The organism is Roseomonas sp. HF4 (assembly GCF_005222755.1).
Taxonomy (GTDB): Bacteria; Pseudomonadota; Alphaproteobacteria; order Acetobacterales; family Acetobacteraceae; genus Neoroseomonas.
Window position 1 is genome coordinate 1 of record NZ_STGD01000017.1, and the last position, 12855, is coordinate 12855.

9 protein-coding genes and 2 pseudogenes are annotated in these 12855 nt (G+C 72.0%); 5 read left to right on the plus strand and 6 right to left on the minus strand.

Annotation, left to right across the window (positions count from 1 at the left end; translation table 11 throughout):
* Positions 1 to 443: 443 nt before the first annotated feature.
* The 4 genes and pseudogenes from E8M80_RS21360 to istB all read left to right on the plus strand — a co-directional run.
* Positions 444 to 722: pseudogene (locus E8M80_RS21360) on the plus strand (DDE-type integrase/transposase/recombinase); the annotation flags it as partial.
* An 85-nt stretch (positions 723 to 807) separates the two neighbouring features.
* Positions 808 to 1167: pseudogene (locus E8M80_RS21365) on the plus strand (transposase); the annotation flags it as partial.
* 92 nt (positions 1168 to 1259) lie between these two features.
* Complete coding sequence (locus E8M80_RS26735) at positions 1260 to 1685, plus strand: hypothetical protein (protein ID WP_240790156.1); 426 nt, start codon at positions 1260 to 1262, stop codon at positions 1683 to 1685.
* Positions 1610 to 2362 (plus strand): IS21-like element helper ATPase IstB, encoded by a 753-nt coding sequence (gene istB / locus E8M80_RS21370; RefSeq protein WP_305013425.1) that lies wholly within the window; start codon positions 1610 to 1612, stop codon positions 2360 to 2362. Before E8M80_RS26735 ends, istB begins: the two co-directional genes overlap by 76 nt.
* Positions 2363 to 2768: 406 nt before the next feature.
* Here istB and E8M80_RS21375 read toward each other — a convergent pair whose 3' ends face one another.
* From E8M80_RS21375 to E8M80_RS21400, 6 genes are all read right to left on the minus strand, one after another.
* Positions 2769 to 4118, minus strand: a complete 1350-nt coding sequence (locus E8M80_RS21375) for an MFS transporter (protein WP_170979555.1) — start codon at positions 4116 to 4118, stop codon at positions 2769 to 2771.
* Between the two features lie 97 nt (positions 4119 to 4215).
* Positions 4216 to 4548 carry an FKBP-type peptidyl-prolyl cis-trans isomerase gene (locus E8M80_RS21380; protein WP_170979554.1) on the minus strand — a complete coding sequence of 111 codons (333 nt, stop codon included), beginning with the start codon at positions 4546 to 4548 and terminating at the stop codon, positions 4216 to 4218.
* 79 nt (positions 4549 to 4627) lie between these two features.
* Positions 4628 to 6607 (minus strand): glycogen debranching protein GlgX, encoded by a 1980-nt coding sequence (gene glgX, locus E8M80_RS21385; protein WP_137127766.1) that lies wholly within the window; start codon positions 6605 to 6607, stop codon positions 4628 to 4630.
* Positions 6600 to 8030, minus strand: coding sequence for a glycogen synthase GlgA (gene glgA, locus E8M80_RS21390; RefSeq protein WP_170979567.1), 1431 nt, complete (start codon positions 8028 to 8030; stop codon positions 6600 to 6602). Before glgA ends, glgX begins: the two co-directional genes overlap by 8 nt.
* Positions 8031 to 8039: 9 nt before the next feature.
* On the minus strand, positions 8040 to 9308 hold the full coding sequence (gene glgC, locus E8M80_RS21395) for a glucose-1-phosphate adenylyltransferase (RefSeq protein ID WP_170979556.1): 1269 nt from the start codon (positions 9306 to 9308) through the stop codon (positions 8040 to 8042).
* 83 nt (positions 9309 to 9391) lie between these two features.
* A complete protein-coding gene (locus E8M80_RS21400) occupies positions 9392 to 11833 on the minus strand; it encodes a glycogen/starch/alpha-glucan phosphorylase (RefSeq protein ID WP_240790167.1) in 2442 nt (813 codons plus the stop codon).
* A 360-nt stretch (positions 11834 to 12193) separates the two neighbouring features.
* Between E8M80_RS21400 and E8M80_RS21405 the strand changes: the two genes are divergently transcribed.
* Entirely contained in the window at positions 12194 to 12550 is a 357-nt protein-coding gene (locus tag E8M80_RS21405) for an SH3 domain-containing protein (RefSeq protein WP_170979557.1), read from the plus strand.
* Positions 12551 to 12855: the final 305 nt, after the last annotated feature.

Genomic DNA, 12855 nt, shown 5'->3' on the forward strand with positions numbered 1-12855 from the left:
CCCGACCAGGCGCCATTCGTCCCTCGGCTACCTCTCGCCCATCGAATTCGAAGCAAGGAAGATGCTCATGAAGGACTGACCACTGCCCGCAGACCGTCCACAGAACCGGGGCAACTTCACCCCGACCGTCCGCCGGGACACCAGTCTCCACCGTAGCGATACTGATCGGGCCCGCCATGCGCTTCGCGCTGTTACAATTCTACCTGTAGCGGCGCGGAATCCGCATCCGATAGAGTCTTCCCACGGTGAAGGAGTACGAGCGCAGCCCTCGCACCGCAGGCGCCCGGAGCCCACGGCCCGGGCGCTTTGCGTTGATGGGGTGAGCGCGATGGCGAGGCTCAGCATGCTGCCATCCCGCATCGCACGCCACGACACGCGCACCGTGCTGCCGCCGCCGAAGCAGCCTGACCCGCACTACGGTTCCACCGACCATCGCAACTGGCGTGCGGCCGGAGCGGCCGAACCACGTCTGGGCCTACGGCTTCGTTGAGGACCGGACCCGGGAGGGGCGGAAGTTCCGGATGCTGTGCGTGGTGGACGAGTTCACGCGTGAGGCGCTGGCGATCAGGGTGGCGCGCCGGCTGAGCTCGTCTGAGGTGATCGACGTGCTGGCGGACCTGTTTCTCGCGCACGGCACGCCTGTGCACATCCGCTCGGACCAGGGGCCGGAGTTCATCGCCGAGGCGGTGAAGACGTGGATCGCCAGCGTGGGTGCTTCGAACCTCACCTGCCCGAAATCCGTACTGTGCCTCGGCGCGCCACGGGACCAACCGCGCCGAAGCGATCAAGCGCCTGGTCGTGGCCGATGCCGAAGGCGCAAAGCGCCACTGGCGCACCGTCGCGGACCAGCTCCGCCACAGGGTGCCCAAGCTCGCCGCACTGATGGACGCCGCCGAGGACGACGTGCTGGCGTTCATGGCGTTCCCCAGGGAGCACCGCGCCAAGATCCACTCTACGAACCCGCTGGAACGGGTGAACGGGGAAATCAAGCGCCGCAGCGACGTGGTCGGCATCTTTCCCAACAAGGCCGCCGTCACCCGCCTCGTCGGCGCCATTCTCCTCGAGCAGAACGACGAATGGGCGGTGCAGCGCCGCTACATGAGCCTTGAGACGCTCGCGCCGATCAGCGATGCTCCCAATGTCAGCCTGCCCGCGGTGGCAGACTGACCGCGGCTCATACCCGCCAGGAGACCAGGGCGCTCCTACACCACGGTAAGGAACACGACCGCTACGCTTCACCGAATGTCAGGGGACGGCGCATGAAACGAACGATTCCTGCCGCTCTGATCGCCATCTTGGCGACCACTGCATTCGCAGGCGAGCCGTTCACCGGCACGCACACCTATCGGTTCGACCAGCAGACTTGGTCGCCGATGCCCGATGCCGGATGGCGGACAGTCACGATGGTGGGCGATTTTACGCCAGTTTCCGGCCCGATTATCGCCAGCAGGATCGAGTGCCGGGGCGCCAACTTCTGGAACGGTCCGATCCGCGAAGCGGACGGGGTCTGCGTGCTCGGCGAGGGTCGCGACACCTGGATGCTGCGCTACCGCATGACGCGAACGGACGTCGCCAGCCAGACGATCGATCCATTCCGGCGAAGCGGCGAGTGGACGGTCGTGGGGGGCACCGCGACGGCGTCGATCATCCGCGCTACCTGCTGCGGCTGCTCGAACTGGAGTTGATCGACCGCGAACGGCGCCTGGTCGAGCGGCGGATCCGCCAGGCGCGGTTCCCGGCGACCAAGAGCCTGGACAGCTTCGTGTTCACCGCCATCCCCAGCCTCAACAAGATGCTGGTCCTCGAGCTGGCGCGCTGCGAGTACATCCTGCGGCGCGAGAACATCATCGCGCTCGGCAACAGCGGCACCGGCAAGAGCCACGTCGCGCTCGGCCTCGGCCTGGCCGCGTGCCAGCGGGGGTTCAGCGTCGTGTTCACCACGGCGGCTCAGCTGGTACACCAGCTGATGGAAGCGCGTGACGAGAAGCGCCTGCTGCGGTTGCAGCGGGAGCTGCAGGCGGCGAAGCTGCTGATCATCGACGAGCTTGGCTATGTGCCGCTGTCGCCGATCGGGGCGGAGCTGCTGTTCGAGGTGTTCAGCCAGCGCTACGAACACGGCTCCACCATCGTCACCTCGAACCTGCCGTTCGAGGAATGGACCGCGGTGCTCGGCTCGGAACGCCTCACCGGCGCCCTGCTCGACCGGCTCACCCATCATGTCCATATCCTGACCATGAACGGCGTGAGCTACCGCCTGGCTCAATCCACCGCCCGGCGACGCCCCTCGACAAAGGCAGCGCCAGCCGACCCCGCTGCAAACGAGCAGATCGACCAGGATACAGGCGAGATCCTGCAGGACTGACCACCAAGGAAACCAGCCGCAGACTTGGCCGGCCCCCGATCGGGGGCCGGCCAAGTCTGATGCCGCCATGTCGCCAGTGGCCTTGTTTTACGCCGCCGCGCTGGCCTGGTTTTGCTCCGCCGTTGACACCAGGCGGGTTGCCGCGCTGCGACAGGCCATCGAGGGCGGCGACGCGCCGGAGGTGCTGGAGGCAGCACGTGCGCTGATCGACAAGGTGGTCATCAGCCCCGGCAAGGACCCCGATGATCCGTCGGAGATCGAACTCGTCGGCCACCTCATGGCCATGCTCAAGGCCGGTGGCGCCTTTCCCGGCCGCGAGGATGCCACCGCGACCCGGCTCGTGACAGGCGTGGCCTCAGGTTCGACAAAGGAGGGTATGGGGGAGGTTCCCCTCCCCCGACCTTCCTCACCCCCGTCCGCGCAGCAGCGGCAGCGCCAGCAGCGGCAGTGCGCCCGCCACCAGGAACACCCGGCGGAAGGCGCCGAGGAAGGCCGCGTCCGGCGCCGCGCCGGCGCCCAGCAGCGCGGCCTCCGTCGCGCCGAACAGCAGCGTCAGCAGCGAGGCCGCCAACACCACGCCCAGGGTGCGCGTCAGCATGGTCAGGCTGCCCGCGACGCCGCGGTCCTCCCGTCGCATCGTCCCCGTCACGACGTCCGTATAGGCCAGCGTGAACAGCCCCGTGCCGATGCCCTGCACCGCCAGCGCCACGGCGAGCAGCGCGACCGGCGTCCCCACGCCCCAGCCCGCGACGCCGAGCAGCCCTGCCGCGGTCAGCACCGCTGCCGCCCGCACCACCGCGCGCGCGCCGAAGCGCCCGACCGCCCGCCCACCGAGCGCCGCCCCCGCCATCGCGCCGCCATGGCTCGCCGCCAGGAGCAGGCCGAGGCCGAGCGCCGGCAGCCCCGCGATGCGCGCCAGGTAGAAGGGCCCGACCAGCATCACCGCGAAGGCCGCGAAGCTCACCATGGTGCTCGCAAGGTTGAGCGCCGCGAAGCCCGGGCGCCGAAACAGCCCGAGGTCGATGATGGGCCGCGCCGCGCGTGCGCTCCGCCAGGCGAAGCCGAGCGAACACGCCGCGGCGGCGGCGAACAGGCCGAGCGCGATCGGCGCCGGCGCCCGGTTCACCGCGAGCAGCAGCAGCGCGACGGCCGCGACCAGCAGCGCCGCGCCGGCGGCATCGAAGGGCTCGCGCGCCGGGGCCGCGGGCGGGTCCGCCAGGCGCCGCGCCAGCACCAGCGCCAGCAGCGCGAGCGGGGCCCGGAACCAATAGACGCCCTGCCAGCCGAAGGCACCCACCAGCACGCCACCCATCAGGGGCCCGGCGGCGGCGGCGGCCGCGAAGCCGGTCGCATAGGCCGCCAGCGCGCGGGTGCGGAGCGATTCCTCGAACATGTTGGCCGCCAGCGCCGGGCCGCAGCCGATGACGAGCGCGGCGCCGATCCCCTGCAGCACGCGTGCGCCGAGCAGCGCCCCGTAGCCCGGCGCCAGCGCGCAGAACACGAAGGCCGCCGCCGACCACGCCAGCCCCAGCCGGAACACGCGCAGGTGGCCGAAGATGTCACCGATCCGCCCGACCGCCAGCATCAGGCTGCCATAGGTCAGCACGTAGCAGATCACGACCCACTGGATCGCCGGCACCTCGAGCCCGAAGGCGGCGGCGATCGACGGGAAGGCGACGTTCACCGCGCCGTCCAGCGGCACGATCGCGGTGCCGAGGAAGATCGGCGCCAGCTTGAGGAGCCCGTGCCGCCCCATGGCGCGCCTAGGGCGGGCCGCATACGGCTGGACCCAGCCGCATGCGTGAAGATGCGCGCGCAACGGCGCGTGAGCGGCTTCCGGGCATGGAAACCGCTCAGCCGACGGCGAGCAGCTCCACCTCGAAGACCAGCGTCGCATTGGGCGGGATGACGCCGCCCGCGCCGCGCGCGCCGTAGCCCTGCTCGGGCGGGATCACGAGCGTCCGGTGGCCGCCGACCTTCATGCCGGCGAAGCCGTTGTCCCAGCCCTGGATCACGTGCCCGGCGCCGAGCTCGAAGGTGAAGGGGTCGCCGCGGTCGCGGGAGCTGTCGAACTTCCGCCCCTTGTTGTCCGGCGCGCCTTCATCGAACAGCCAGCCCGTGTAGTGCACGGTGATGACCTGCCCGGGCACGGCCTCCGCGCCGGTGCCGATCGTCGTGTCCGTCATGGTCATCCTCCGTGCCTGGGGCGCGGCGCGCGGCCGCTTCGGGGCATCCCGTACACGCTGCGCGCCGCGCGTGCCAGGGTCAGGGGGCCGATCGCGGCGCCTCGACGAACCAGGCGACGGCGCGGGGCGCGAGCGACATGTCGCCCGAGACGGCGCCCTCGCGCGCGGGGTCGCCGCTGTCGGCGAGGATGCGCCAGCCATGCCCGGCCCGCGGCGGCGGCAGTGCGATCCGCGCCGCGGCCGCGCCGCGATGGACCACGACCAGCACGCGGTCGCCGCCGGCCTGGAGCAGCATCGCGACACTCGCCGCGCCAGGGTCGGTCCAGTCCGCATCCGTCATCGGCGCACCGTCGAGGCGCAGCCAGCGCAGATCCGCCTCGCCTGCCGCATCGGGGGCGCCGGTCAGCGGCGCAGCGCCATGAAGGGCCGGGTGCGCGCGCCGCGCGGCCACCAGCCGCGCCGTGAAGTCCAGCAGCGCCGCATCCGCATGCTGCCAGTCGAACCAGGACAACGCGCTGTCCTGGCACCAGGCATTGTTGTTGCCGTCCTGGCTGCGGCCCGCCTCGTCGCCCATGTTCAGCATCGGCGTGCCGCGCGCGGCGAGCAGCGTCGCCAGCAGCGCCCGCACGTCGCCCGCGCGCAGCGCCAGGATCGCCGGGTCGTCCGTCGCGCCCTCGACGCCGTGGTTCCAGGAATTGTTGTCCCCGGCCCCGTCGCGCCCGTCCTCCCCATTCGCGCCGTTGCGCTTGCCGTGATGGCTGACCAGGTCGGCCAGGGTGAAGCCGTCATGCGCGGCCACGAAGTTCACGCTGTCCGTCGCCGGGCGCGGGCCGAAGATGTCGCGCGAGCCCGCGATGCGCGTCGCGAATTCCCCGAGGCTGCCCGCATCGCCGCGCCAGAAGCGCCGCACGCCGTCACGGAAGCGGTCGTTCCATTCGCCCCAGCCCGGCGCGAAGGCGCCCAGCCGGTGCCCGCCCATGCCCACGTCCCAGGGCTCGGCGATGATCCAGCGGTCGCGCAGCAGCGGGTCCTGGCGCATCGCCTGCAGCAGCGGCGCATCGGCGTCGAAGCCGTCGTCCCGTCGGCCGAGGGTGGTCGCGAGGTCGAGCCTGAGCCCCGCCAGCCCCGCCTGCCCCACCCAGTGCCGCATCGCATCCATGGCGAGCCTGAGCGGCCAGTGGCGGTCGAGCGCCAGCGTATTGCCGCAGCCCGCGTCGTTCGCGTAGGCGCGCTCCGCGCCGCGATACCAGGCCATGTCGCCGAGACCCCGCAGCGACAGCGTCGGCCCCGCCGCGTCGCCCTCCCCCGAATGGTTCAGCACGACGTCGAGAATGACGCCGATGCCGGCCTCGGCCAGGGCGGCGACGGCGGCGCGCACCTCGGCCATGCCGCCGGGGGCGAGCCGCGGGTCGGGCGCCAGCCAGCCGACGGGATTGTAGCCCCAGTAGTTGGACAGCCCGCGCGGCGGCAGCATCGGCTCATCGACCCAGGCCGCGGCGGGCAGGAGCTCGACATGCGTGACGCCAAGGCGCGTCAGATGCGCGATGGCGGCCCGGTGGCCGAGCGCCGCGAAGGTGCCGCGGATCGCCTCGGGAATGTCGGGATGGGCGCGCGTGAAGCCGCGCACATGCATCTCGTAGATCACGCGCGCGGCGGACGCGGCGGGCGGCGGCGGCGCGGGCGGCAGCGGCCGCGTCAGCACCGCCTTCGGCATGGCGGCCGCGCTGTCGGCGCCGGGCGCGAACATCGACGCGTCCAGCGCGAAGGGCCGGTCGATCTCCCGCGCCCAGGGGTCGAGCAGCAGCTTCGCCGCATCGAAGCGCGGCCCCGCGCCCTGCGCGCGCAGGCCGTAGCGGGCGCCCTCGGGCACGCCGCACACCAGGCCGTGGAACACGTCGCCCGTGCGGCCCGGCAGGCGATGGCGCGCGACCTCCCGCGTGCCGGTGGTGTCGAACAGGCAGAACTCGACGGCATCCGCGCCCGGTGCCGGGATCGCGACCTGCGCGCCCCCGGCCGCCGTCAGGTGGACGCCGAGCGGTTCCGCTGCGCCGTCACGCATGCCGGGCGGCGAGCCCCTTCAGGATCGCGGCGTAGCGCCCGGCGGAAGGCCCCCAGGAGACGTCGGTCGCCATCGCGCGGGCCTGCATGCCCCGCCAGGTTTCCCGGTCGCGGAACAGCGCGAGTGCGCGGCGCAGCCCCGCCGCCAAGGCATCCGCACGGCCCGGCGCCACCTGCACGCCGGTCGCGCAGCCGGCGGCCAGCGCCATGGGGCTCGCGTCGATCACCGTGTCCGCCAGCCCGCCGGTGCGCGCGACGACCGGCGGCGCGCCGTAGCGCAGCGCCGCGAGCTGCGCGAGCCCGCAGGGCTCGAAGCGCGACGGCACCACCAGCGCGTCGATGCCGCCATAGACGCGGCGCGCGAGCCCTTCGTCGAAGCCAATGAAGGCCGCCGCGCGGCCCGGATGCGCGGCCGCGAAGCGCCGGCAGGCTTCCTCGAGCGGCGCATCGCCCGAGCCGACCAGCGCGAGCTGCGCGCCCTGTTCCATCAGCACGCCCGCCGCCTCGAGCAGCAGGTCCGCGCCCTTCTGCCAGGCGAGGCGCCCGATGAAGCCGAACAGCGGCGCGTCCGGGTCGGGCGCCAGGCCGAGCCGCGCCTGCACCGCCGCCTTGTTCGCCGCGCGCGGCGCCGTATCGGCGGACGAAAAGCGCGCCGCTAGATGCGCATCCGTGGCGGGGTCCCAATCCGCCACGTCGAGCCCGTTCAGGATGCCATGCAGGTCGCCCGCGCGGCCGCGCAGCAGGCCCTCGAGTCCCATGCCGCCGTCCTGCGTCAGGATCTCCTCCGCATAGGATGGCGAGACGGTGTTGATGGCATCGGCGAACCAGAGCCCGGACTTCAGGAAGCCGACGCCGCCATGGTATTCGAGGCCGTCGCGCGCGAAGGCCTCCGGCGGCAGGCCCAGCGCGGGAAACAGCGTGGCCGGGAAGCGCCCCTGGAACGCCATGTTGTGGATGGTGAAGAGGCTGGGGATGCGCCGCGGCGCGAATCGCAGGTAGGCCGGCGCGAGCCCCGCCTGCCAGTCATGCGCATGCACCGCGCCGACGCCCAGCGCCGTCGCCATCGTCGCCGCCGCGCGGCCGAGTGCGGCGAAGCGCAGCCCGTTGTCGCGCCATTCGGCGCCGCCCGGCGCCAGATACGGGCCGCCCGCGCGGTCGAACAGATGCGGCGCGTCCAGCACCAGCAGGTCGAGGCCGCGATGCGTCGCCGCGAGCACCCGCGCCTGGGCGCCGAAGAAGGCGGGCAGGTCGTGCGCGACCCGCGGCCGGTCGAGCACGCGCATCACCTCCCGGTAGCCCGGGAGCAGCGTGCGGACCGCGACGCCGTGCGCCGCCAGCGCCGCCGGCAGCGCGCCGACGGCATCCGCGAGCCCGCCGGTCTTGACGAGCGGATAGGCCTCGGAGGCAACCGCGAGGACGGGCAGCGCCATGCGTCAGGCGAGCCGGTCGATCATCGGCTGCGTGATGAGGCAGATGCCCTGTTCCGTGCGGCGGAAGCGCGCCGCGTCGGCCTCGGGGTCCTCGCCCACCACGAGGCCGGGCGGGATGCGCACGCCGCGGTCCACCACGACATTCGTCAGCCGCGCGCCGCGCCCGACATCGACCTGCGGCAGCACGACCGCGCCGTCCAGCGCGGCGTAGGAATGCAGGTGGGTCCCCGTCGAGAGCAGCGAATGCCGCACGAGAGCGCCCGAGACGATGCAGCCGCCCGAGACGAGGGAGGAGATCGCCTCCCCGCGCCGCCCGTCGATGTCGTGCACGAACTTGGCCGGCGGCGTCACCTCGGCATGGGTCCAGATCGGCCAGGCGTTGTCATAGAGGTCGAGGTCGGGAACGATCTCGGTCAGGTCGATGCTCGCCTGCCAATAGGCGTCGATCGTGCCGACGTCGCGCCAATAGGGCGCGCGCTCGGCGCCGGACCGGACGCAGGAGTTCTCGAAGCGGTGCGCGACGGCGCGGCCGTGGCGGACGATGTGCGGGATGAGGTCCTTGCCGAAATCGTGGCTCGACGCGGCGTCCTCGGCGTCGCGGCGAAGCTCGGCCGCGAGGAAGCGCGTGTCGAAGACGTAGATGCCCATCGACGCCAGCGCCATGTCGGGCTGCCCCGGAATGCCGGGCGGGTCGGCCGGCTTCTCCACGAAGGCCGTGATGCGGTCGGCCTCGTCCACGTGCATGACGCCGAAGCCCGTCGCCTCCATGCGCGGCACGGTGAAGCAGCCGACCGTGACGTCGGCGCCGCTGTCCACGTGCTGGGCCAGCATCTGCTCGTAGTCCATCTTGTAGATGTGGTCGCCCGCCAGAACGACCATGAAGCGCGGCGCGTAGTCCTCGATGATGTCGAGGTTCTGGAACACCGCGTCCGCCGTGCCGAGGTACCAGGAACGTTCATCCACGCGCTGGCTCGCGGGCAGGATGTCGAAGGTCTCCCGCCGTTCGGGGCGCAGGAAGTTCCAGCCGCGCTGCAGGTGGCGGATCAGGCTGTGCGCCTTGTATTGCGTCGCGACCGCGATGCGCCGGATGCCGGAATTGAGCGCGTTGGACAGCGCGAAGTCGATGATGCGCGACTTGCCGCCGAAGAAGACCGCCGGCTTGGCGCGGCGGTCGGTCAACTCCATCAGGCGCGACCCCCGCCCGCCGGCCAGCACATAGGCCATGGCGTGGCGCGCATAGGGCGGGCCGATCGCGGGGCGGTCTTGTGACATGCGGTCCTACCTGTCGGTCCTGGCGCCATCATGCCCGGACCGGGCCGTCCGGGGAAACCCGGTCGGTCCGGCGCCCCCGGGGGTCATGACAGCGGCACGCCCCAGATGCCGGACGCGTACTCCGCGATCGAGCGGTCGGAGGAGAACCAGCCCATGCCCGCCGTGTTCATCACCGCCGTCCGGCGCCAGGCCTCGGGGTCGCGGTAGAGCGCCGCGGCGCGGCCCTGCGCCGCGGCATAGGCGTCGAAATCGGCCGCGACCATGAACCAGTCCTCGGCGCGGATCGCCGCGACCAGGTCGCGGTAGCGGCCGTGATCGTCCGGCGAGAAGACGCCGCCACCGACCGCGTCGAGCACCTCGGCCAGGCTGTCGGAGGCGGCGATCGCCTGTTCGCCCCGCCAGCCCGCGGCGCGCCGCTCCGTCACCTCCTCGGCCGACAGGCCAAAGAGGAACAGGTGCTCCGCGCCGATCTGCCCGGCCATCTCGACGGTCGCGCCGTCCAGCGTGCCGATGGTGAGCGCGCCGTTCAGCGCGAGCTTCATGTTCCCCGTGCCGGACGCTTCCATCCCCGCCGTCGAGATCTGCTCCGACAGGTCGGCCGCGGGCACGATCGCCTCGGCCGCCGAGACGTTGTAGTTCGGCACGAACACGACCTTGAGCAGGCCGCGCACGGCGGGGTCGCGGTTGATCACGCGGCCGACGTCGCAGGCGAGCTTGATGATCAGCTTCGCGCGGTGATAGCCCGGCGCCGCCTTGCCGGCGAAGATCTTCACGACCGGCGTCCATTCGCGCATCGGCTGCGCGCGCATCGCCTCGTACAGCGCGATGGTCTGCAGCACGTTGAGCAGCTGCCGCTTGTATTCGTGGATGCGCTTGATCTGCACGTCGAACAGCGCGGCGGGGTCGACGCGCACGCCCGCCTGCTCGCGGATCATGAGCGCGAGCGCCTCCTTGTTCGCGCGCTTGACCGCGGCGAAGCGGCCCTGGAAGGCGGCGTCGCCGGCCAGCGCGCGCAGCCCTTCGAGCGCATCGGGCTCGTCCAGCACGCGGGGCCCGATCGCGTCCACGATGAGCGCGGTCAGGCCCGGGTTGCACTGCATCAGCCAGCGGCGGAAGGAGATGCCGTTGGTCTTGTTGACGATGCGTTCGGGATGCAGCGCGTGCAGGTCCTGGAACACCGTCTGGCGCATCAGCGTGGTGTGCAGCGCCGAGACCCCGTTCACCCGGTGCGATCCCACGAAGGCGAGCTGCCCCATGCGCACGCGCCGCCCATGCTCCTCCCCGATCAGGGAGACGGAGGCGAACAGCCGGTCGTCGCCCGGATGCGCCGCGCGCACGGCGTCGAGGTGCTCGGCGTTGATCCGGTAGATGATCTGCATGTGCCGCGGCAGCAGCCGCTCCATCAGCGGCACCGGCCAGGATTCCAGCGCCTCCGGCAGCAGGGTGTGGTTGGTGTAGGAGGTGGCCGCACGGGTGATGCGCCACGCATCGGCCCAGGCGATGCCGTGCTCGTCCACCAGCAGGCGCATCAGCTCGGCGATGGCGATCGCGGGATGCGTGTCGTTCAGCTGGATCGCGACGCGGTCGGCCAGCGCCGAGAGGTCCGCCTCCTCCCGCAGGTGGCGGCGGATCAGGTCCTGCAGGGCGGCCGAGGTGAAGAAGTATTCCTGCCTGAGGCGCAGCTCCTGCCCCGCCGGGCTGTCGTCGGACGGGTAGAGGATCTTGGAGATCGCCTCGGCCCGGACCTGGCCCGCGAGCGCGCCGAGGTGGTCGCCGCGGTTGAAGGCGTCGAGGCGCATCGGGTCCGGCGCGCCGGCCCGCCAGAGCCGCAGCGTGTTCACCTGCCGGCCGCGCCAGCCGACCACCGGCGTGTCGTAGGCGATGGCGTCGACCCATTCGCCGGGGATCCAGCGGTGGTGCACCGGGCCGTCCTGGCCGTTGTCGCTGGTCACCTCGCCGCCGAAGCCGATCCGATGGCGGATCTCGGGCCGCGCGAATTCCCAGGGGTTGCCGAAGGCGAGCCAGTCCTCGGGGTATTCCTGCTGCCAGCCGTCGCGGATGAGCTGGCGGAACAGGCCGTGGTCGTAGCGGATGCCGTAGCCGAAGGCCGGGATGCCGAGGCTCGACATGCTCTCGAGGAAGCAGGCCGCGAGCCGGCCGAGACCCCCGTTGCCGAGCGCGGCGTCAGGCTCGGGGAGCCGCGCCTGGTCGAGCGTGAGGCCGAGGCTGGCGAGCGCCTCCCGGAGGTCGTCCTCGAGCCCGAGATTGGAGACGTTCTCGCGCAGCACGCGCCCGATCAGGAACTCGAGCGACAGGTAGTAGACCGTCTTGCCCCCGGCGCCGCGGCGGTCGTGCATCTGCGCGAGGAAGCGCTCGACGACCTTGTCCCGCACCGCGAGCGCCGTCGCCATGAACCAGTCCCGGTCGCGCGCCTCGGATGGCGGCTTGCCAAGCGTGTAGGTCAGCTTTCGGAGAATGAGGTCCCGCAAGGCGACGGAAGGCGCTTCGGCCGAGGGGGTAGTCATGGACATGGACAGAGCGAAGGTCTCCGACGCCGTGTTGATTCGTTCTGTCAGGCTACCAGAACGCCCGGACCGTCCAAAGGTCGAAGCGGCCGGCGCGCGCCGCAGGCGGCGCCGGGGCTGGACGCGGCGGCAAGGCTGCTGGTAGGCGCGCCCCGTGCGGAGCTGCCGGACGGGCAAGGAAGGCTGCATCCCGTGCGCCGCATTCCGCGCGCCGCGCGGTCGCCATCCCGCCCGGGGCCGGCCCGCATGGCGGCAGGAGGAACGACGATGCCGGAGCGATCGCCTTGCCGGCGCCCTCGGGCGCCATACCGTCCAGCGGCACGGATCCTGTGCGCGCTGGCGCTCGGCCTCGCGCCCTGCATGCCGGGGACGGCGTTCGCGCAGGGCGCGGCCGAGCCGCTCCGCCCCGGCCCGGCCGATTTCTGGTCGGATGTGCATCGCTGGACGGGGTCCGAGGCAACACGCCCCGTCGGCCCGGCCGCGCGCCCGGCGCCGGTTGGGGGAGCACGCGCGGCGCCGGGCGCGCTTCGCCAGGTGATCACGAGCCGCCGCAGCCGGGCGAACCTCCGCCGGGACCCGGGGCTGGACGCGCCGGTGCTCCGCGTCCTGCCGCCCGGAACGGCGCTCAACGTCTTCGCCGAGGCGGATGGCGGCTGGCTGCAGGTGGGCGAGGACCGCGCCGCCGGCTGGATGCACGAGTCGGTGCTCGACCGCTGACTTCGCGCCCGCCGGCGCGCCGTTCACGGCAGCGCGACGCAGAGGCATCGGATTGGCCGGCGCGGGGGTCCGCGCCGAGGCTTCCGACGCGCCTCCCTCCGCGCCGCGCCCGCCACGGCTCAAATGCTCACGCTCACACGATCGTGAATTCAGCGAACCAAATACGAGAATTTCAATTATTTGACACTATGTAAGGTAGCGACGCCCGCAATGTGATCTGCATCAATAAAAAGGGCTTTTCGTTTGAGACATCTTTGTTCGTCGTGTTATTCTTTCATTTATTAAAGTGTTTCCACGTTCAGGCC